19 protein-coding genes and 1 other RNA gene are annotated in these 20,321 nt (G+C 73.6%); 4 read left to right on the forward strand and 16 right to left on the reverse strand.

Annotated elements, in window-relative coordinates; genetic code table 11:
* Positions 1–12: 12 nt before the first annotated feature.
* Complete coding sequence (locus FXF50_RS15800; RefSeq protein WP_148428511.1) at positions 13–498, reverse strand: FBP domain-containing protein; 486 nt, start codon at positions 496–498, stop codon at positions 13–15.
* Positions 499–558: 60 nt separating this feature from the next.
* Here FXF50_RS15800 and FXF50_RS15805 point away from each other — a divergent pair, with 60 nt between their 5' ends.
* Positions 559–1,125 (forward strand): TetR/AcrR family transcriptional regulator, encoded by a 567-nt coding sequence (locus tag FXF50_RS15805; protein ID WP_148428513.1) that lies wholly within the window; start codon positions 559–561, stop codon positions 1,123–1,125.
* Between the two features lie 8 nt (positions 1,126–1,133).
* On the opposite strand, the gene FXF50_RS15810 is transcribed toward FXF50_RS15805, so the two are convergent.
* Both FXF50_RS15810 and rnpB read right to left on the reverse strand, forming a co-directional pair.
* Complete coding sequence (locus tag FXF50_RS15810) at positions 1,134–2,348, reverse strand: PP2C family protein-serine/threonine phosphatase (RefSeq protein ID WP_148428515.1); 1,215 nt, start codon at positions 2,346–2,348, stop codon at positions 1,134–1,136.
* Between the two features lie 101 nt (positions 2,349–2,449).
* Positions 2,450–2,860, reverse strand: an RNA gene (rnpB, locus tag FXF50_RS15815) — RNase P RNA component class A.
* Between the two features lie 130 nt (positions 2,861–2,990).
* On the opposite strand from rnpB, the gene FXF50_RS15820 reads away from it, so the two are divergent.
* A complete protein-coding gene (locus FXF50_RS15820; RefSeq protein WP_148428517.1) occupies positions 2,991–3,752 on the forward strand; it encodes a sulfite exporter TauE/SafE family protein in 762 nt (253 codons plus the stop codon).
* A 42-nt stretch (positions 3,753–3,794) separates the two neighbouring features.
* Here the strand turns inward: FXF50_RS15820 and FXF50_RS15825 are convergent, their stop codons facing one another.
* The gene (locus FXF50_RS15825; protein WP_148428519.1) at positions 3,795–5,027 is read right to left on the reverse strand and encodes an MFS transporter; all 1,233 of its coding nucleotides are present in this window, start codon (positions 5,025–5,027) and stop codon (positions 3,795–3,797) included.
* 58 nt (positions 5,028–5,085) lie between these two features.
* On the opposite strand from FXF50_RS15825, the gene FXF50_RS15830 reads away from it, so the two are divergent.
* Positions 5,086–5,565 (forward strand): MarR family winged helix-turn-helix transcriptional regulator, encoded by a 480-nt coding sequence (locus FXF50_RS15830; RefSeq protein ID WP_148428521.1) that lies wholly within the window; start codon positions 5,086–5,088, stop codon positions 5,563–5,565.
* Positions 5,566–5,616: 51 nt separating this feature from the next.
* Here FXF50_RS15830 and mctP read toward each other — a convergent pair whose 3' ends face one another.
* The 7 genes from mctP to FXF50_RS15865 form a co-directional block, all read right to left on the reverse strand.
* Positions 5,617–7,272, reverse strand: a complete 1,656-nt coding sequence (mctP, locus tag FXF50_RS15835; protein WP_148428523.1) for a monocarboxylate uptake permease MctP — start codon at positions 7,270–7,272, stop codon at positions 5,617–5,619.
* On the reverse strand, positions 7,269–7,511 hold the full coding sequence (locus tag FXF50_RS15840; protein WP_148428525.1) for a DUF3311 domain-containing protein: 243 nt from the start codon (positions 7,509–7,511) through the stop codon (positions 7,269–7,271). The genes mctP and FXF50_RS15840 overlap by 4 nt, the downstream gene beginning before the upstream one ends.
* Positions 7,512–7,696: 185 nt before the next feature.
* Positions 7,697–8,917 carry a bifunctional RNase H/acid phosphatase gene (locus FXF50_RS15845; protein WP_148428528.1) on the reverse strand — a complete coding sequence of 407 codons (1,221 nt, stop codon included), beginning with the start codon at positions 8,915–8,917 and terminating at the stop codon, positions 7,697–7,699.
* A 5-nt stretch (positions 8,918–8,922) separates the two neighbouring features.
* Entirely contained in the window at positions 8,923–9,660 is a 738-nt protein-coding gene (locus FXF50_RS15850) for a zinc ribbon domain-containing protein (RefSeq protein ID WP_148428530.1), read from the reverse strand.
* Positions 9,657–10,487 carry a Nif3-like dinuclear metal center hexameric protein gene (locus FXF50_RS15855; protein WP_187399700.1) on the reverse strand — a complete coding sequence of 277 codons (831 nt, stop codon included), beginning with the start codon at positions 10,485–10,487 and terminating at the stop codon, positions 9,657–9,659. Before FXF50_RS15855 ends, FXF50_RS15850 begins: the two co-directional genes overlap by 4 nt.
* A gap of 174 nt (positions 10,488–10,661) precedes the next feature.
* Complete coding sequence (locus tag FXF50_RS15860) at positions 10,662–11,243, reverse strand: flavoprotein (protein WP_148428534.1); 582 nt, start codon at positions 11,241–11,243, stop codon at positions 10,662–10,664.
* Between the two features lie 16 nt (positions 11,244–11,259).
* Complete coding sequence (locus tag FXF50_RS15865; protein ID WP_148428536.1) at positions 11,260–12,486, reverse strand: helix-turn-helix domain-containing protein; 1,227 nt, start codon at positions 12,484–12,486, stop codon at positions 11,260–11,262.
* A 243-nt stretch (positions 12,487–12,729) separates the two neighbouring features.
* Between FXF50_RS15865 and FXF50_RS15870 the strand changes: the two genes are divergently transcribed.
* Complete coding sequence (locus FXF50_RS15870; RefSeq protein ID WP_148428538.1) at positions 12,730–13,401, forward strand: bifunctional DNA primase/polymerase; 672 nt, start codon at positions 12,730–12,732, stop codon at positions 13,399–13,401.
* Positions 13,402–13,664: 263 nt separating this feature from the next.
* Here FXF50_RS15870 and FXF50_RS15875 read toward each other — a convergent pair whose 3' ends face one another.
* Genes FXF50_RS15875 through FXF50_RS15895 form a run of 5 tightly spaced genes read right to left on the reverse strand, consistent with a single transcriptional unit; the run spans position 13,665 to position 19,890 of the window.
* Positions 13,665–14,390: an FAD:protein FMN transferase gene (locus FXF50_RS15875; RefSeq protein WP_148428858.1), complete on the reverse strand. Its 726-nt coding sequence runs from the start codon at positions 14,388–14,390 to the stop codon at positions 13,665–13,667.
* Positions 14,391–14,437: 47 nt separating this feature from the next.
* The gene (locus FXF50_RS15880) at positions 14,438–15,025 is read right to left on the reverse strand and encodes an FMN-binding protein (RefSeq protein ID WP_148428540.1); all 588 of its coding nucleotides are present in this window, start codon (positions 15,023–15,025) and stop codon (positions 14,438–14,440) included.
* A 13-nt stretch (positions 15,026–15,038) separates the two neighbouring features.
* Positions 15,039–16,454 carry a ferric reductase-like transmembrane domain-containing protein gene (locus tag FXF50_RS15885; protein WP_148428542.1) on the reverse strand — a complete coding sequence of 472 codons (1,416 nt, stop codon included), beginning with the start codon at positions 16,452–16,454 and terminating at the stop codon, positions 15,039–15,041.
* Positions 16,451–17,830 (reverse strand): DUF1501 domain-containing protein, encoded by a 1,380-nt coding sequence (locus tag FXF50_RS15890; RefSeq protein WP_148428544.1) that lies wholly within the window; start codon positions 17,828–17,830, stop codon positions 16,451–16,453. Before FXF50_RS15890 ends, FXF50_RS15885 begins: the two co-directional genes overlap by 4 nt.
* Before the next feature lie 8 nt (positions 17,831–17,838).
* Entirely contained in the window at positions 17,839–19,890 is a 2,052-nt protein-coding gene (locus tag FXF50_RS15895) for a DUF1800 domain-containing protein (RefSeq protein ID WP_148428546.1), read from the reverse strand.
* Positions 19,891–20,321: the final 431 nt, after the last annotated feature.

Genomic DNA, 20,321 nt, shown 5'->3' on the forward strand with positions numbered 1-20,321 from the left:
GTCGGCGCGGGCCTATCCGACGACCTGCTGGAGGAAGGCGGCCAGGTTGGCGGTGGTCCGGTCGATCTTCTCGGCGAGGGTGATGGACTCGTCGAGGCGCCGTCCGGCGTTCTTCTTCCCCCGCAGGTAGAGCGAGCAGGCGAGGTCGGTGCAGAGGTAGCTGCCGACCGAGTTGCCGGCCCGGCCCTCCCGCCCGGCCTTGCGGGCGGTCATCAGCGAGACGCCGTCCCCGGTGTGCGTGGTCAGGCAGAGCGAGCACATGCTCCGCCGGACGCGCCCGGTCTGCGGCGCCACCCGCAGGGCCACCCCGAGCAACCCGGCGCCGGACCGGGCGACCAGGTAGGCCCGCTCCGCCGCCGCGGGGTCGCGCCAGCCGAGGAAGTCGAGGTCCGCCCACGGCCGCTCGGCCAGATCCCGGGGCAGGGCCAGGCGCTTCGCCTCGCCCTTGGTGCAATTGACGAAGGAGGCCCGGATGTCGGGCTCGGCGAGGGGTGTCATAGGCGCTAGTCTAGACCTCCTAGATTAGGAACTAGAACAGCTAGACGTGGGGTGGGACACATGGCCCGTACCGGGTTGACGGTCGAACGCCTGACCCTGGCGGCGGCGGAGATGGCCGACGAGGTCGGCTTCGAGAACGTGACCGTCTCGGCGCTCGCCCGCCGGTTCGGGGTGAAGGACGCCAGCCTGTACTTCCACCTCAGGAGCGCCCAGGAGCTGCGGGCCCGGGTGGCCGTGCTGGCCCTGGCGGAGATGGCCGACCGGGCCGCCGACGCGCTCGCCGGCCGGGCGGGCAAGGACGCGCTGGTGGCCTTCGCCAACGCCTACCGCGACTACGCCATCGCGCACCCCGGCCGGTACGCCGCGGCCCAGCTGCAACTCGACCGGGAGACGGCGGAGGCGAGCGCGGCGCGGCGGCACGCCGAGATGACCCGGGCGATCCTGCGCGGCTACGAGCTGGCCGAGCCCGACCAGACCGACGCCGTACGCCTGCTGCACAGCACCTTCCACGGCTACGTGTCGCTGGAGCGGGCGGGCGGCTTCCGCCACACCCCGCGGACGACCGACGCCACCTGGTCCCGCACCCTGGACGCCCTCGACGCCCTGCTGCGGAACTGGCCGCGGTGACCTGAGGGCTACCCGCGCGGCCGTCGGACGGCCAGCAGAGCGATGTCGTCGGCCGGCTGCTCGGTGTCCAGGGTCGCCATGACGGTCGCGGTCACCGTGTCGACCGGGGCCAACGGAACGGCTTCGGTCAGCCGGGCCACGCCGGTGTCGAACAGCTCCCCGCGCCGCTCGACGAGGCCGTCGGTGTAGGCGACCAGGACCGAGCCGGGCGGGAAGTCGAAGGTCGTGCTGTGCCGCCGCTGCTCCTGGCGGCCGGCGCCGAGCGGCGGATCGATGTGCGCCGCGAGCACGGTGTTCGGGTGGCCGGGCCCGGCCAGCACGGGACGCGGATGGCCGGCCACCGAGACGCGCAGCGTCTCCCGGTCGGGCGAGATCATCACGTACAGGGCCGTGGTCAGGCTGCCGGCCTCGAAGTGAACCACCTTCCGGTCGAGCAGGGTGAGCGCCTCCGCCGGGTCGTCGGAGACCAGCGCGTAGGCGCGCAGCGCGCTGCGGACCCGGCCCATCACGACGGCGGACTGGAGCCCGTGCCCGGAGACGTCGCCGACGACGACACCCACCCAGCCGGAGGGCAGGGTGAAGACGTCGTACCAGTCACCGCCGACACCGGAGGCGTGGCCCGGGACGTACCGGCCGGCCAGCTCCAGCCCGGGCAGGCGGGGCAGCTCGGTGGGGATGAGGCTGCGTTGCAGCGCCAGAGCGGCGGCCTGGTCCAGCGTGTTCTCCCGGGCGCGGCTGGCCAGGCTGACCCGGTCGGCGACCAGTTCGAGCAGGCGGACATCGTCGAGGTCGAACCGTCGGGGCGTCAGCGTGCCCACGTGCAGGACCCCGACGAGCTCGCCCCGGGCCATGATCGGCACGCCCAGCAGGGACTGCACCCCGGTCTCCAGGAGGATGGGGTTGACCACGTTGTCCGAGGTGACGGTCTCGAGGATCACCGGCTGCCGGGTGAGCGCGACCTCGCCGGCGAACCCGCGACCGACGGCTACCCGGAAACCCTGCCGGACCTCCTCCTCCAGCCCCCGGGCGGCGGTGGCCACCAGCTGCTGGGCACGGACGTCGAGCAGGAGGATCGCGGCCGTGTCGACCTGGAGCAGGTCCCGCACGCGGTCGAGCAGCTCGTCGAAGAGGTCGGCGACATCGAGTCGGGACAGGGTCGCATCGGTCACCGCCTCGATACGGCGCAACCGCTGCTCGTCCCGCAGGACCTCCGCCCGGACCACGCCACGATCCTAGTTGCGTCCCGGCAAGGTCCGCCCCTGCCGATCCGTGGACCCGGCGTCCCATCACGTGGGCGGAACCGGACAACCGGGCGGTAGGGCGACGGACGAGTCGACCTGTACGCCGGATTCTGTCACCGGCACGCCCTCAAGGGGCGGCCGGCGGCGGCCATCCATCTCGGCCTACCGTCGCCGGCAGGCTCCAGCGGCCTACCCGCAGACATCGGGCGGGCCGCCCTCAAGCGTCTGCGCGAACCGTCATCTTGCGGTGACGGCTCTTTCTTGGCCTTGCTCCGGGTGGGGTTTACCGAGCCATCCCGGTCACCCGGGATGCTGGTGGGCTCTTACCCCACCGTTTCACCCTTACCGTCCCGTATCGGGCCGGCGGTCTGTTTTCTGTGGCACTGTCCCGCGGGTCACCCCGGGTTGCCGTTAGCAACCACCCTGCCCTGTGGAGTCCGGACGTTCCTCGGCGACGGGCCGGAGCCCGTCGACGCGACCGCCCGGTCGACTCGTCCGTCGCGCTGTCCATCCTAACGACGCGCGACCCGCCCCCATTTCCACCCCGCGACCCGCGTCCTTCCGGCGAGGCACGGGCGCGGGGGGGGTCTGCGGGGGCGGGGTGGGCGGGCTAGCCTGCGGATCATGGAGCTCTCCGACGTCGCGCTGCTGGTCGCCGCCGGTCTCGCCGCGGGCACGGTGAACGCGGTGGCCGGCGGCGGCTCGCTGATCACCTTCCCGGCCCTGATCGCGATCGGCCTTCCCCCGGTGCCCGCCAACGTCAGCAACTCGGTGTCGGTCTTCCCCGGCTACGTGGCCAGCGTGGCGGGCAGCCGGGCGGACCTGCCCCGCGGGCGGGCGCTCTGGCCGCTGCTGCCCACCGCCGTGGCCGGCACGGTCGTCGGCTGCGTGCTGTTGCTGGCGACCCCGGCGCGGGCGTTCGAACTGGTGGTGCCGTTCCTGGTGCTGGGCGCGACCGCCGTGCTGGCCTTCCAGGACCCGCTGCGCCGGCTGGTCGGCCATCCGGCCGACCTCGCCCCGCGCCGCCGGACCGTCACCGTGCAGGCCATGGTGGCGCTGGGCACGGTGTACGGCGGTTACTTCGGCGCCGCCCTCGGGGTCATGCTGGTGGCCGGCCTGGCCCTGGTGCTGGACACCACGCTGGCCCGGGTGTCGGCGATCAAGAACCTGCTCTCGGCCGTGGTGGGGCTGACCACGCTTGTGGTGTTCGCGCTGTTCGGCCCGGTCGACTGGGCCGCGGTCGCGGTGGTCGCCCCGGCCACCCTGGTCGGCGGGTACGTGGGCGCCCGGCTGGTCCGCCGGCTCCCGCCGGTGGTGCTGAAGACCCTCATCGTGGTCTTCGGCACGGTGATCGGCCTCTACCTGCTCTACCGCGCCCTGGGCTGACCGACCCGGGGAGGGGCCCCGGCAAGAGGCCCCTCCGCGGGATCAGTACGCCTCGCCGACCGGTTCCTCCGGGGCGTGCTCGTTGCGGCGGGCGGCGGAGTTCCACCGGGACCAGAGCACCCGCTCGCCGTAGCCGGCGGCCATCACGTGCGCGAAGGCCAGGTAGACCAGCACGCCGACGGCGAGCACCCCGAAGCCGACCCAGAACGGCAGGGCCAGGCCGTGCTCGGCGAGCTTGCCGGAGATGATCGGGGCCGGCGCGGCGGCGCCCCAGCGGACCAGGTTGAACGCGCCCGTGGCGACCCGGCGGTCCTGGGAGCCGAGGCCCAGGGCCAGGTCGGTGAGGTTGGCGTTGGCCAGGCCCATGAACAGGCCGGCGAGCACCAGCACCACCAGCGACATGGCGGTGCCGGTGGAGGTGGCGAAGAGCACCATGCAGACCAGCAGGCCGGCGATGGCGACGCCGACGGTCTGCACGGCGCCGATCCGGTGCGCCAGCCGGTGGCCGACCAGCAGGATGCCGGCGGCCAGGCCGAGGCCCCAGCCGGTGAAGGCCAGGCCCAGCGGGATGACGTCGAGGTGCAGGTAGAGCGGCGTGTAGCCGAGCACCACGAAGAAGACGAAGTTGTAGGCGGCGGTGACCACGCAGAGGGTGACGAACGCCGGCTTGCGGTAGGTGGCGAAGATCGCGCCGAGGCGTACCGGGGGCTGCTTCTGGGCCGGTTCGCGGAGCTTGCGCGACGCGACGGCCAGCGCCAGCACCATGAACACGCCGCAGACGAAGAAGGGCAGCCGCCAGCTCACCTCGCCGAGCAGGCCGCCGATCAGCGGGCCGACGGCGAAGCCGAGACCGAGCGCGGTCTCGAAGAGGCCGACCACCCACTCCCGGTCGTTGGCGAGGTTGACGAGCACCACCATGGCGGTGGCGAAGAACATCGCGTTGCCCAGGCCCCAGACGCCGCGCAGCACGGAGAGCTGCACGATGTCGTTGCTGAACGACGCGAGGATGGCCGCCACGCCGACCACCGAGACGCCGGTGACGAGCACCGGCTTGAAGCCGAACCTCCCGCTGGCCAGGGTCGCCGGGATCATGCCGACGGCCATCACCGCGATGTACGCGGTGAAGAGCAGTTCGACCTGCCAGGCGGTGACCCCGATGGCCTCGCCGATGGCGGGCAGGATCGGGTCCACCACGGCGATGCCGGCGATGGCGAGGAAGGCCACCAGGGTGGTGGCGTAGATGGCACTGCGGTTGGGTTCGGATCGCCGATCCACTCCGCGCCTCCAGACAGGTAGCTGTATCTTACAGGTAATTCGGTTGTATCATACAGCTATGAGGGACGACCACACGACGGGAACCGACCCGGACGTCGCCACGCTCGGCCGGATCGAGACCGAGATCGCGCTGCTCATGCGCCTCGGCGAGGCGACCCGCCGGGCCACCGGCACCGCCGAGCACCGGGTGCTGGACCGGGCCGCGTACGTGATCCTGCGGCACCTGGACAAGGCCGGCCCGCAGAACGTCTCGGCGCTGGCCGCCCGGCTGAACCTGGACGGCTCCACGGTCACCCGGCAGGTCTCCGCCCTGCAGCGGGACGGGCTCATCGCGCGTACCCCCGACCCGGCCGACGGGCGCGGCACGGTGATCTCACCGACGCCGGCCGGCCTCCAGCGGATGGCGGCGGTGCGGGCCGCGCGCACCCGGCTCTACGGCGACATCCTGGCCGACTGGACCGGCGACGACCGGGAGACCCTCGCGAACCTGCTGCACCGCCTCAACGAGGCCCTCGACTCGCGCAACCGGCGCCGCTGAGCGCACGACGAGGCCCCGGCCGCCATCGGGCGACCGGGGCCTCGGGGCAACTCAGGCGACCGGCTCCGGCGCGGCGTCCACGTCGCGCTCCGTGCCGGGGGTGACCCGGGGGTCGCCCTCGTCGGCGAAGTAGTCGTCCGGCGTGGTGTTGTCCACGCCGTCGGCCACCTTCGCCGCCCGCAGGACGAGCGTCAGCAGCGCGGCGACCACCAGGTTGACCAGCACCGCCACGATGCCCACGTAGATCGTCTTCTTGGTGTCGAAGCCGAACTCGGAGAGCGGGAAGGCCGAGCCGGCGAAGTGCTTCTTGCCGGTCGCCGGGTTGGCGATCTGGTAGAGCATCCACATGCCGAGGCCCATGCCGGCCACCCAGCCGGCGATCAGGGCGCCCCGGTGGAACCAGCGGGTGTAGAGGCCCAGGGCCACCGCCGGCAGCGTCTGGAGGATGATCACGCCGCCGATGAGCTGGAGGTCGATGGAGAACTGCGGGTCCAGGAAGACGATGCAGGCCACCGCGCCGACCTTCACCACCAGCGAGGTGATCTTCGAGACGTTCGCCTCCTGCGCCGGGCTGGCGTCCCGCTTCAGGTACTCCTTGTAGATGTTGCGGGTGAACAGGTTCGCCGCCGCGATCGACATGATCGCCGCCGGCACCAGCGCGCCGATGCCGATTGCCGCGTACGCCACGCCCGCGAACCAGTCCGGGAACTTGCTGTCGAAGAGCAGCGGCACCACCGTGTTGCCGTCCACGCTGCCGGCCTTGGCGCCGGGCAGCGGCTTCACGTTGGCCGCGATGGCCATGTAGCCGAGCAGCGCGATCAGCCCGAGCAGCAGGCTGTACACGGGCAGCGCGGACATGTTCCGCTTGATCACGTCCCGGTTCCGGCTGGCCAGCACGCCGGTGATGTTGTGCGGGTAGAGGAAGAGCGCCAGCGCCGAGCCGAACGCCAGGGTGACGTACTGGAGTTGGTTGTTGGCGTTGAGCAGGATCCCGTCCCCGGGAGCGGGTGACGCCTTGAACTTGGCGTCGGCCGCGTTGAAGATCTCGCCCCAACCGCCCAGCTTGTACGGCAGGTAGATGACCGCCACCAGGATCACGATGTAGATCAGCGAGTCCTTGACGAAGGCGATCAGCGCCGGCGCGCGCAACCCGGACTGGTAGGTGTAGGCCGCCAGGATCGCGAACGCGATGATGATCGGCAGGTGCCGCGCGAAGGCGTTGTCACCGGTCACCCCCATCGTCTTGAGTACCGACTCGATGCCGACCAGCTGCAGCGCGATGTACGGCATGGTGGCGACGATGCCGGTGATGGCGACCAGCAGCGCCAGGATCGGCGAGTCGAACCGGTTGCGGACGAAGTCGGCCGGGGTGACGTAGCCGTGCCGGTGCGACACCGACCACAGCCGGCAGAGCACCAGGAAGACCATCGGGTAGATGACGATCGTGTACGGCACGGCGAAGAAGCCCATCGCCCCCGCGCCGAACACCAGCGCCGGCACCGCCACGAAGGTGTACGCGGTGTAGAGGTCACCGCCGAGCAGGAACCAGGTGATCCAGCCGCCGAAGTTGCGGCCGCCCAGCCCCCACTCGTCAAGGTGGGCCATGTCTTGCGGCGCCCGCCAGCGGGACGCCACGAAGCCCAACGCGCTGACCAGCAGGAAGAGGAACGTGAAGACGATGATCTCGGTCAGGTGGTCGCGCATCACCGGTCACCCCGCTTCTTGGTCATCTGGTAGACCAGCGTGGTGGTGGCCACGCCGAGGATGATCCAGGCCAGCTGCAGCCAGTAGAAACGCGGGAACCCGAACAGCCGGGGTGAGTCGGCGTTGAAGAAGGCCGGGATCAGCGGCACCACGATCGGTATGAAGAGCAACCAGTTCCAGGGACTGTGGTCCTTCGCCCTGGATCGCGCCGAGGTCGGCGCCTCCGGTTCTGGTGAGGCCATGTGACACACCTCCGGGAAGTCGTAACTTGCCATGTGACGGCCGGAGGCTACGACCCTGTGAGCGCGGTCACGTTCTGCCGGAGGACGGCGATGCGCCGAGCGGCCGCCCGCGTGCGCCGAACGGCCGGTGGCTCCAGGTCGCGGCGCGGCGTCAGACGCGCCGAGCTGGAGCCACCGTAGGCGGGTCAGAGGTCGGACAGGTGGGCGGTGTCGTTGACCGAGCGGACGGCTACGCCCCCGTCGGGGTAGAGGTCCAGCACCGAGACGCCCGCGGTGTCCAGGTAGAGCCGGTGCAGGAAGGCGTCGCCGGCCGCGAGCGCGTCGCGCAGCACCAGCTTGATCGGCGAGACGTGGGAGACCACCACGACGGTCTCCCCCGGGTACGCCTTCCGCAGGCGGTCGACCGCCCGGCCGGTCCGCTCGGCGACCGCGGTGAACGACTCGCCCTCCGGCGGGGCGACGCTCGTGGAGGCCAGCCACGCGTCCAGTTCCCCGGCCCAGCCGTCGCGCACCTCGGCGAAGGTGCACCCCTCCCAGGCCCCGAAGTCGCACTCGATGAGGTCGTCGTCGGGGCGTACCGGCGGGTTGCCGACCAGCGCGGAGATCGCCTCGGCGGTGGCCGTGCACCGGGACAGCGGGGAGCTGACCACGGCCGCGACCGACGGCGCGAGGGCGGCCACCCGGGCGGCGGTGGCCCGGGCCTGCGCCCGGCCCCGGTCGGTCAGCGGCACGTCTCCGCGGCCGGAGTAGCGCTTCTGCACGGTCCGCTCGGTCTCGCCGTGCCGCACCAGGATGAGCCGGGTGGCCTCCTCGGTCGGGCGCGGCTCCCAGGAGGCCGGCGTGGTGGCCGGGTCGGTGCCGGTGGCCCGGCCGGTGGCGGCGCGCGCGGCCACCTCGCGAGCCGCGGCCCGGGCGGCCGAGTCCGGAGCGGCCACCTCGCGCGGCGGCTCGACGATCCGCGGGGACTCCACGACGGGTCGGGTCGGGGCCAGGCCGGCGGCCGCGTCCATCGCCGCGTTCGCCAGCGCGTCGGCGTGCTTGTTGCGCTCCCGGGGGACCCAGCTGAACCGTACGCTGGCGAACCGGCCGACCAGCCCGGCGGCCTGCGCGGCGAGCGGCCGCAGCCCCGGGTTCTTGATCTGCCAGCGGCCGCACATCTGCTCGACCACCAGCTTGGAGTCCATCCGCGCCTCGACCTCGGCCGCGCCCAGCTCGGCGGCGGCCTCCAGCCCGGCGATCAGGCCCCGGTACTCGGCCACGTTGTTGGTGGCCGTGCCGATCGACTCGGCGCGCTCGGCCAGCACCTCACCGGTCGCCGGGTCCCGGACCACCGCGCCGTAACCGGCCGGCCCCGGGTTGCCCCGGGACCCGCCGTCGGCCTCCACCACGACCGCGCGCACCGCCACGACGGCTACAGCCCCGACTCGTTGGTCCGGACCATGATCCGCCGGCACTCCTCGCAGCGGACCACGTCGTCCGGGTCGGCCTTGCGGATCCGGGCCAGGTCGGCGCCGGAGAGCTCCAGCCGGCAGCCGCCGCAGCGGCCGCCGGTGAGCAGCGCCGCGCCGAGCCCGGTGTCCGTCCGGATCCGCTCGTAGAGGGCGACCAGGTCGGCCGGGAGGTCGCCGGCGAGCGGCTGGCGGGAGCCGCGCTTGAACTCCTCCTCCTTGGCGATCTCGGCGAGGCTGTCGTCGCGGCGCTGCTCGGCCGCGGCCCGCCGGTCCCGGGCCTCGGCGATCCGCCGCTCGACGCCGTCGAGCACGCCCTGCGCGGTCTCCCGCTGCTCCATGAGCTCCAGCTCGGCGTCCTCCAGGTCGCTCTGCCGGCGGTTCAGCGAGGCCAGCTCGTGCTGGAGCGCCTCCAGCTCGCGGGCCGGGCCGCTGCCCGCGGCCAGCCGGGCCTCGTCCTTGCTCTTGCGGGCCCGGACCTGCTCGACGTCCTTCTCCAGCCGGGCGATGTCCCGGTCCAGGTCGTCCACCGCCACCTGGGCGCGGACCCGCTCGTCCTCCAGGGCGGAGAGCTCCCGCGCCAGGGCCTCCAGCTCGGCCAGCTCGGGCAGCGTCCGGCGGCGGTGGGCGAGCTGGGCGAGCGCGGTGTCGATCGCCTGCAGGTCGAGCAGGCGGCGCTGCACCTTCGGGTCAGCCTTCACGGTCGGGGCTCCTTGTCGTCCGGTCGGGGCGCGGCGGCGTGCACGGTCCACGGGTCGGTGTCCAGGTCGGACACCACGGTCTCGACGCCCAGCTCGTCCCGCAGCCGGGCGGCCAGGTCGTCCAGCCAGGGTCGCTCGGTCGCCCAGTGGGCGGCGTCCAGCAGGGCCGGCCCGCCGGCGGCGAGGTGCTCGCCGGCGGGGTGGTGGCGCAGGTCGGCGGTGAGGAACGCGTCCACCCCGGCCGCGGTCGCCTCGGCGAGGAAGCTGTCCCCCGAGCCCCCGCTGACGGCGAGGGTACGAACCATACGCCCGGGATCCCCGGCGGCGCGAACTCCCCAGGCGGTGACGGGGAGCACGGCGGCGGCGTGCCGGGTCAGCTCGGCCAGCGTCAGCGGGGCGGGCAGCTCGCCGATCCGGCCGATGCCCCGGCCGGGGCCGTCGGCGGGCGAGCCGGGGCGGGGCGGGTGCAGCGGGCGCAGCCCGGTCAGCCCGAACCGGGCGGCCAGGGCGTCGGACACCCCGGGGTCGGCCACGTCGGCGTTGGTGTGCGCCACGTACAGCGCCACGTCCGCCTTGATCAACCGGTGCACGATCCGGCCCTTGTACGTGGTGGCGGCCACCGACGAGACCCCGCGCAGCAGCAGCGGGTGGTGCGCGACGATCATGTCGGCCCCGGCGGCGAGCGCCTCCTCCACCGTCTCCGGGACCACGTCGACCACGCAGGCGACCCGCCGGACCGGGGCCGTGGGCTCACCGAGCACCAGGCCGACCCGGTCCCACTCCTCGGCCCAGGCGGGCGGGTAGCGGCGGTCCAGCGCGGCCACCACGTCGGCGACCGCGGGCGGCGATCCGGTTGTGCTCACGGCCGGCCAGCTTACCGGCGTCGAGGCGTCGCGCGGGCCGGCTGGCCCGGACCGGGCCGGCGGCCTCGGGCCGGGCGGGACCGGCGGGCCCGGACCGGGCCGGCGGGGGCGGCTCCCGCCGGGCCGGTCCGGAGGCGGTCAGCCGACCGGGGCGACCGGGCGTGGCACGCCGCGCAGGGCGGCCAGGCCGGCTCCCCACGGGAAGGCGTCCAGATGCCGCTCGCCGGTGCCGGGCGGGTGCAGCGGCACGACGTGGTCGCCGAAGACCACCCGGACCCCCCACTCGCGCAGCCGGGCCAGGCTGGCCCGGAACGCCGGATGGGCGGCCATCGCCACGTTGGTGTACGGCACGGCCGCGATCGGCACACCCAGCCCCTGCCCCTCGATCAGCAGGCCGAGGGCGAGGGTGTCGGCGATGCCGACCGCCCACTTGTTGACGGTGTTGACCGTCGCCGGGCAGACCAGCATGGCGTCCGCCGGTGGCAGCACGTCCGGGTCGCCGGGGTTCTTGTAGTGGGTGCGGACCGGGTGACCGGTCTGCCGGGCCAGGGCCGTCCGGTCGACGAACTTCGCGCCGTCCGGCGTGGTGACCACGCAGACCTGCCAGCCCTCCTGCTGGGCGAGGTCGACCAGCCGGCCGACGTGACGGGCCAGCGGCGAACCGCAGGCGATGACGTAGAGCACCCGACGGTGCCCGTTGCTGGTGTGCGGACCGCTCATCCGACCGGCCGCGCGCTCATACTCCGACTCCCATGTGCTCAGCCAACTCCGCGATCGGCGAAGGCGGCGCACCCCGTGTGCGACGGAGCACGTCCGACATCACCTCGTGGGCGATGGGCCGGCAACGGATCTCGGAGGGCGCGAGCCGGTCGCCGCGGAGCAGCATGTCCCCGGCGTTCGCGACGTCGCCGATCTGGGCGAAGCCGCGGGCGATGTCCAGCAGGTGGTGCGCGCGCCGCTCGGGCAGCAGCGCGTTGAACGCCGGCTCGGCGAGGCGGTGGTGGGTCTCCACGGCCCGGCCGCCGTCGCCCAGTTCGACGGCCGCGGCGGCCCGGTGCAGCTCCAGGTTGGTCGGGCCGAACGAGGTCCAGTAGTGGTTGTGGTCCCCGCCGAGCAGGGTGGCCGCCTCGGCGGCCCCGGTCAGCAGGTCGTCCACGGTCGCCGAGTCGCCGATCCGGGCGGCGGCCATCGCGCCCTGGAGCAGCAGCATGCCGTAGACGGAGAGGCGTTCCGGCCGGACGTCGTTCTCGCCGCCGGGGGCGAGCCGGTTGGCGATTCGCACGTTGAGTTCGAGCGCGGGGCGGGGGCGGCCCATCGCGACGAGGGCGTTGCAGACGCGCGTGGTGGCGATGCCGGCGAGCAGGGGGTCGTCGGCCCGCTGGGCGACCGCCATCGAGCGGTCGGCGGCCAGCCAGGCCAGGTCGCACTCGCCGAGCTTGCGCAGCACCGAGGAGGCGATCTGGTAGACCTGCCCGAGCAGGTGCGCGGCCTCCCGGGCCTGGTCGCCGCCGTAGCCGGCGTCGGCGGCCTGGGCGTCGCGCAGCAGCTTGGGCAGGGCGCGGGTGAGCATCCCGTAGCGGCCGTACTGGTAGGTGAGCCAGGCGTGGTTGACCGCCTTGCGCATGTCGGTCAGCGGCGGAGGGTACGGCGCCGCGTCGAAGTACGCGCTCATCGAGTCGTAGCGCTCCAGCGCCGCCCGGATCTCCTCGACCTCGACCTGGTCGATGCAGTTGAGGGCGTCGGTGCGCCGCTCCGGGTCCTTGCCGAGGAGCAGTTGCACGTCGAGCTGGAGGATGTCGGCGATCTCGTAGACGACGGAGAACTTGTCCAGCCGCCGGACGCCACGCTCCACCTTGTCCACCCAGCTCTTGGACTTGCCGAGCCGGTCGGCGAAGACCTGTTGGGACATCTTGCGCCGGCTCCGCCAGTACGCCACCCGCCGGCCTATGGGTAGCTCGTCCATCTCGCCATCCCTCCCCCTGCCCGCGTCCGGCTGATCCCCCCGGTCGACCAATCGCGACGGTCCTTCGGTTTTCAGGTTTTCGCTGGTCGCACACTCTGTACGTCGGCCGTACGGCCAGTTCTCGTAGTTTTCGTGCAAGTTGCATCAGCCGTTCGTCAGCTCAACGAGTGTGGGTTACGGCAGTGACGGCCTTCGAGATGTGGCGTGTGGACAGTCCGGGTGGGGCGAGAAGGGGTGGCACACATGTGGGGGAATGTCGGACCGCGCGTGGCTCACCTGTCGCCGCTGGAACGGGTCCGGCTGCGCCGGGTCGCCGTCCGGTACGCCGCCCACGGCTGGGAGGTGACCCCCGGCGCCTGCCTGGCCAACAGCCGCTTCGTCTGCGGCCGGGCCGGCTGCCCCACGGTCGGCTGCCATCCCGCCCTGGAGAACTGGGAGCACGCGGCGAGCGCCGACCCGGCCCGGGTGGCCACCTGGTGGCGCAGCCGCCCGCACGGGGTGCTGCTGCCCACCGGGCGCGCGTTCGACGTGCTGGAGGTCGCGGCGCACCTGGGCCGGCGCGTGCTGGACACGGTCGTCACCCACCCGGCCGGCGCCGGCGTACGCGGTCCGGTGCTGGTCACCCCCACCGGTCGCTGGATGTTCCTGGTCCGCCCCGGCGACCCGCTGCGGCCGGAGCTGGAGCACTGCTTCCACGTGGTCCGGCACGGTCCCGGCTCGTGGATCCCGGCCCCGCCGACCCGGCTGCCCGAGGGGACGGTGCGCTGGGCGGTCGCCCCCGAGCAGGCGCGCTGGCGGCTGCCCGACTCGTACCTGGTGCAGAACGCGTTGATCGCGGCGTTACGGGCGGCCGGGGTCACGCTCACCGCCGACCTGCTCCCCGGCCAGCTCCCCCTCCCCCGGCGCGGCTGCTGACCGACGGGTCCCGGACAGCGACCTGACCGGCGTCGCACTCGTTGTGCCTGGTGAGGGCGCACGCGCGCCAGAGCGGGGGTTGACGATGTCCGAGGACGACGCGGCCCGCCACAGCGGCGGTACCGAGCCACCGCGGCACCGGCGCCGCCCGTACCGCTGGGCGTTCACCCGCCCGTGGGGCACCCGGCCCCGCGGCTCGCGACCCCGGGGCTCCCGCCCCGCCACCACCCACCGTCCGCTCCGCTGACCCCCGTCGCTCCGGATCAGGTGGTCACCGGCAGGGCCCGGGAGTGCAGGAGTCGGGCGTCCTCCGTCACGACCGCGTGGCGCCAGGGCGCGGGGAGGCCGTCCAGCCAGGCGATGCCGGGCTCGCCCATGGCGACGGCGGCCGTGGCGTACGCGTCGGCGACCCCGAGGTCGGGGCCCACCACGGTGACCGAGCGCAGGCCGGCGGCCGGGACGCCCCGGCGCGGGTCGACGACGTGGTGACCGCGCTCGTACACCCCGGAGGTGGCGACCGCCAGGTCGGTGCCGGTCAGCACCAGGCAGGTGGCGGCCGGGTCCCAGGGGTGCCGGACGCCGATGCGCCACGGGTCGCCGGTGACCGTGTGGCCGCGTACCCGGACGTCGCCGCCGGCGTTCACACAGTGGTTCGGGGCGCCGGCCGCGACCAGCCGGTCCGAGGCGACCTGCGCCGCCCAGCCCTTGACGTAGCCGGACGGGTCCAGCCGCCCGGTGGCGTACGCGTCGAAGAACCCGTCGGTCCCGGTCCACAGGTCGGCGCAGCGCTCCAGCACCGCCCGCAGGTCGGCCGACGCCTCGGCGAGCGGCAGCTCGCCCCGGTCCAGCCGGCACACCTCGCTGTCCTCGCGGTAGGTGCTGAACCGGGCGTCCACCTCGCGCAGCCAGGCGAAGGTCCGCTCGGCCAGCTCGTGCAGGGTGGCGGCGGGCAGGTCGTCGGCCAGGTCCAGGCTGATCGCCGTACCCATGATCTGCTCGACCCGGCGCAGACCGGGCCGGCCCGCGGCCATCTACCTCATGCCTTGTCGATCGCGGCCTGGAGCGACTGCTTGTAGGCCGTGCTGGTGTAGGTGGCCCCGGAGACGGTGCTCAGGTTGGCGCTCTGCTTGGCGACCACCTCGCCCGAGCTGCCGCTGTAGCGGGCCTGCACGTCGTCGCTGCGCAGCCCCGACTGCCCGTCCAGCGGCATGCCGAGGCCGGTGGCGTCGACGATCCGGGTCCCGCTCAGCGTGATCCGCACCTGGAGCGAGCCGTACCGGTAGCTGACCACCGGCCCGGTGACCGTCCGGGTGGTGGCCTTCGGCGCGCTCGTGGTGGTCCGCGGCGCGGCGGTGGCGGCCCGGGTGGTGGTGCTGCTGGTCCGGGTGCCGGGGGTGCGGCTGGCACCGGTCTTGCCGCTCGGCTTCACCGTCGCGCCGGGCCGGGCGGAGGGGGTGACGCCGCCGGGGGGCGGCTCGGGGGCCGCCGAGCCGCCGGGGACGACGGGCGCCTCGGCGACCGGCCGGTCCTGTGCGGCCTGGCTCGTGCCGGGGGCGCCCTTGAGCACCACCAGCGCGGTGGTGCCGGCGGCCAGGCCGGTGATCGCGAGGAGCGCGCGACGCATGGGCGGGGCCTCCCTACAGTTCGAAGGTGGCGAGGTGGATCTGCCGGCGCGGCACGCCGGCCCGGCGCAGCACCCGCACCGCCTCGTCGACCAGGCCGCCCGGGCCGCACAGGTAGACGTCGCGGCGGGTCAGGTCGGGCACCAGCCGGCGCAGCCCCTCGGGGCTCATCACCTGGCGGGGGCCGGGGTCGTCGCGGGAGCCGATCACGTACCAGACCGAGGTGCGCCGGGCCTGCGCCAGCCAGTCCAGCTCGTTGTGCAGCAGCACGTCGGCCGGGGTACGGGCGCGGTAGATCAGGGCCGCGCCCGGCGGCAACTCCTCCAGCATGGCCCGCAGCGGGGCGATGCCGCTGCCGCCGGCGATCAGCAGGGCCCGCTCGCGGGTCCGGTGCGCCGCCGTGAAGGTGCCGGAGGGCCCCTCCGCCCAGACCCGGGCGCCCGGGTGGAGATCCCGCAGCTCGGCGGTGTGCCCGCCGACGACCTTCACGGTGAGCCGCAGCCAGCGGCCGTTGCCCGCCGCGGAGAGCGAGAACGGGTGCGACTGCCACCAGCAGCCGCGGTTGAGGAAGCGCCAGCGGAAGTACTGACCGCCGAGCAGGTCGATCTGGTTGAGCCGGTGCCCGGTCAGGTAGATCGAGATGGTGTCCGGGCTCTCCGCGACCACGTCGGCGACGCGCAGCCGGTGCCGCAGGTTGAAGCGCAGCGGGGCGACCAGCCGGCCCCACACCAGCGCGACCACCACCAGCAGGTACGCGGCGATCCAGCCGGTGCGCACCGGGCCGGGCTCGTAGAGCTGTGCGCCGTTGCTGAACTGGTGCCCGTAGCCGAGCAGCAGGGCGAGGTAGCTGGTCAGGTGCAGGTGGTGCCAGAGCTCGTAGGGCAGCCGGCGGCGGACGCCCCGGACCGCGGTGAGGCCGACCGCCACCATGATCCCGGCGGCCACGAAGGCGGAGATCATGTCCTCGTAGTGGGTCAGCAGGGCGCCGACCTGGCCGAGGATCGAGTTCTTCTCCATCCGGGCGTAGCCGACGACCAGCAGCGCCAGGTGGGCGAGGACCGCGACCAGCAGGGTGGCGCCGACGTCCCGGTGCGCCCGGGAGATCCGCTCGCCGCCCAGCCAGCGTTCCAGCACGCCGAGCCGGCTCATCATGAGCACCTGGACCAGGAGCAGGTAGCCGGCGACCAGGCCGGTGATCCGGCCGGCCGCGGTGAGCACGTCGGTGGTGTCGGCCAGCGAGCCGGGCGGGGTGGCCAGCCACCAGGGCAGCACCGCGGCGACCAGGCCGAGCCAGAAGGCCGCGGCCAGCGCCCGCCGCCCGCCGGGCCCCCGGCGCGGCCGGCCCGGGGGTACGGGGGCAGCCGGCCGGCCGCCGTGCGGGGCGGAAGGCCCGGTACGGCGGCCGGTGGGGTAGGTGTCCTGGTATGTCACGCGTACAGCTTCATGGGAACGTATTTCTGCCGTGGGAAGACCTTGTCCACCTGCGCGGTCGTCAGCCCGAACCGACCCTGCGCGACCGACCCGTAGACGTTGAACATGTTGTTGTACTCGGGTACGTCTCCGCTGTCCAGATCGTTCAACCCGTTCCACGTGCCGAGGAGCGAGCCGGCGAGCTTGCGGCCGGACAGGATGGTCACCACCCCGCCGTGCCCGTGGTCGGTGCCGCCCTGGTTCGAGGCGACCCGCCGGCCGAACTCGCTGGACACCATGACGGTCACGTCGGCGGCCCGGTCGCCGAGGTCGGTGAAGAACGCCGCCATCGCGTTGGCCAGCTCGTTGAGCCGCCGCCAGAGCTGGCCGCCCTCGCGGGTGCCCTGGTTCTCGTGGGTGTCGTAGCCGCCCATGCCGACCGTCGCCACCCGCACGTTGGCGCCGCCCTTGATGAGCTGGGCGAGCTGCTGGAAGGCGTTACCGACGCCCTCGTACTTCACCCCGGCGGCGGCCGCGTACGGCTTCGCGGCGAGCTTCTGCGCGGTGGCCAGCGCGCCCATCCCCTCGATCACCGCCTCCTCCACCGGGTGGTTGATCCCGGTGAAGAGGCCGCGGATCGCCTTCTCGGTCGCGGCGCGGTACCGGTCGTCGCCGTTGAGCCGCAGCTCACCGACGCTGTTGAGCGAGATGGCGCCGTTCACGCCGACCAGCGAGCGGGGCAGCGTGCTGCCGATGCCGACGCTGCGGAACGCGGTGCCCTTGCCGAGGGTGTCCACCAGGCTGTCCAGCCAGCCCCGGCCGCCGGTCTCGCCGGGCAGGCCACCCAGGTTGCAGGCGTCGGCGGCCTGGAAGTGGCTGCGGGACAGCCGCGGGTCGGAGACCGCCGGCACGAAGCCGAGCTGGCCGGCCTTGAGCCACTGCTCCAGCGGAGCGAACGCGCTGGTCAGCTTGAAGCCGCGGCCGAGGGCCAGCGAGTCGTTGCCGAGCAGCAGGTCGGGGCGGGTCTTGCTGAGCACCGGGTCGTCGGCCGGGGCGACCAGGCTCAGCCCGTCCAGCCCGCCGTAGAGGAAGACGTGGATCAGCGTGCCGGTCTTCGTGGCGGCGAACGACGCCGAGGTGGTGACGAACTGGGCGGTGGCCAGGGCGGTCGCGGTGGCCGCGGCGCCGGCGACGAACCTACGCCGGGTGACGCCCCGGCCGTCCTGCTGGGCCTCCTCCAGCTCCTCCAGCCGGCGGTACCGGTCGGCCTCGGCGGCGTTCTCCGCCGCGACGATGTCCGCCTCCGCGCGCAGCAGCGCCTCGGCCGGGTTGTCGGCCAGCCGCCGCAGGTCGGGGCATTCGGGGTGCAGGGGGTACGGGTTCACGGTCATCTCCATCGAATGCCTCACCGGAGGTGGTGCTGGGGGGACGCGAGGATCGTCCGCGCGACCGCGGCGATGGCCCCGTTGAAGGTGGCGTCGACCTTGGCGCCCGCCGGCACCCCGGCCACGCCGAGCACGAGGGCCTTCTCCTTGGCGCTCAGCTTCTGGTGCACCAGCCGCTGGGCCAGCGCGTCCACGTACGCCCCGGCGGTCGCCGGCGGCTTCGCCACCAGCTTCTCCGGCTTGACGTAGGTGAACTGCTTGCGCCAGCCGCCGACCAGGTCGCCGGCCTCGTTCCAGCCGTCGACCATCGCGCCGGCGGAGGTCCAGGCCACGTAGACGTCCGCGTAGCCGTCCGGGGTGGGCTTGCCCATCGGGAACTGGCCCAGCTCGCGCATCTTGTCCTGCACCTGCCGCAGCCCCTGGGCGAACGGGGTGCGCCGCTTGTCGCCCTCGAAGCCCGGGGACGCCTCCGGCCCCACGCCCAGCGACCGGTACGTGGCGACCAGGTACTCCATCGGCCGGCGGACCTTCTGGCCCACCGCGGCCCAGAACTCCGAGGAGCTGAACAGGGTGGCCAGCACCGGCCGGATCTGCCCCCGGTTCGTGGTGTACGCCTTGGCCAGCCGGTCCACGAGGGACTTCGGCGGCGTGTCGGAGACGAACCGGGTGGCCAGGTTGCGGGCCACGTAGCCGGCCGTCGACGCGTGCAGCGCGATGTACCGGATGTAGTCGTCGATCACCTTGTCGGCGACCTTCGGGTCGGCCGAGTTGTTGGCGTGGCTGAACCCGAGGATCTTCACCTTGCCCAGGTAGTGCCGGTCGGCGTGGAAGACGTACTTCCCGTCGGCCACGCCACGGCCGGTCTGGAGCAGGGCGGCCTGGCGGACGTCCTTCTCGGTGTAGCCCCCGTCCACGCCGACCGAGTAGAGCTCCAGGTTCTCCCGGGCCAGGTTCTCGTTGACCGCGTCCTTGCGGGACTCGGTCTGGTTCAGGTAGATCAGCAGCGCCGGGTGCTTGTTGGCGGCCACCAGCATCTCCGGGTAGCTGCCCAGCGCGTGCCTGCGGACGACGTCCCGGTCGAACGAGTTGCGGTAGATCTCGCCCCCGTCGAAGTCGGCGGCGACGTGCAGGAAGTCGTTCCAGAAGTCGACCATCACCTCGAAGAGCTGGCGGTCGGACCAGATCTGCCGGGCGATGGTGGCGTCGACGGTCTCCCGCGCCGGGTCGACGCCCCGCTCGTTGAGCTGGTCCCGCTGGTCGCGCAGCTGCGTCGGGCTCAGCTTCAGCGAGGGCAGCTCGGCCAGCTTCAGCTCCGCCTTCGTCGGGGGGATCTTCTCCGGCTCCAGTTGCTGGCGTAGCCAGTCGTCGATGCCGAGCCGCTTGATGTCGGCGAGCACCTTGGGCGTCGGGCCGAAGGTGGTCCGGCTGGCCAGGTGGCGGATCGGGTCCTTGGCGAGCACCGTCTTGACGGTCACCTGGGTGGCCGCCGCGGCGGCCGCGGGGCTGGCGAAGATCCGGCCACCGGACGGGGCGTTGCGCTTGAGCGCCGCGCCGGCCCGCGAGCCCATGTAGCTCTCGTTCTGCTCGGTGTAGGTGCGCACCGTGCTGGGCTGCTGGCCGCTCGGTCGGGCCGAGGTGCCGTCGGTGACCACCGTGCCGGTGGCGTCGCCGGCGACCGGGTCGTCGGAGAACAGGCCGCGGACCTGCGGGGAGAGGCCGAGGGCGGCGCCGCCGGCGACCACGGCGGCACCGCCGAGCGCGACGAGGGCCCGGCGCCGGCCGCGGCGCGGCTCCTCGTCGTCGTCCAGGTTGGGCAGTCCGGGGCCGGGCGGCGGGCCGTACCCGCCGGACGCCTGGGCGTACCCGCCGGAGGGCTGGGGGTAGCCGCCGCCGGCGAACCCGTCGGGTCCGACCCACTGCGGGCCGGACGCCGGGGCCGCCGGGGTGGCGTGGCCGCCGGGACCGGCGTACGGCATGACGTTGTCGCGGTACCCGTCCGGATGGGGGTGCGGGAATCCGTCCCAGCCGCGGTCGTCCCGGGGTCGACGCGGTGGCACGTTCAGGTCGGCCATGTAGCTGTCCCGTTTTCTTCGAGCGCCGGCTCGCCTGCCGCCCAGGGGGTGGGCGGAGGGGCGGCGACGGTTGCCGGAGGAGTTGCTACGGGAAAGTAGCCACGCGCTCCCGGGTGCTCAAGGCACGCCGACGGCGCCCGCGAGGGCACTTAAGACGGTGCTCAGGCCGGCCTCGCGGCGGTCGGTGGGACCGGCCCCCACCGGAGGTGCCGGGAGCAGGGGCGACCCGGGCGGCGACCGCCCGGACGTAACGTTTTTCGCCGTCCCGGCGCTGTTCGGGGCGTTCAACCGCTCAGGGAAACTTAAGGCACGGATAAGCCCGTGCTGAGGTGTCCGACCGGTGCGTCCGGCCCCGTCCGGCTCGGCCGAAACCAGCGGCAGGAGCGGCGCGTGACCCGCCCCCGTTGCGGGTATGCCGCCGAACCGCTGAA

Source organism: Micromonospora sp. AP08 (assembly GCF_008085935.1).
In the GTDB taxonomy this organism is placed as follows: domain Bacteria; phylum Actinomycetota; class Actinomycetes; order Mycobacteriales; family Micromonosporaceae; genus Micromonospora; species Micromonospora chersina.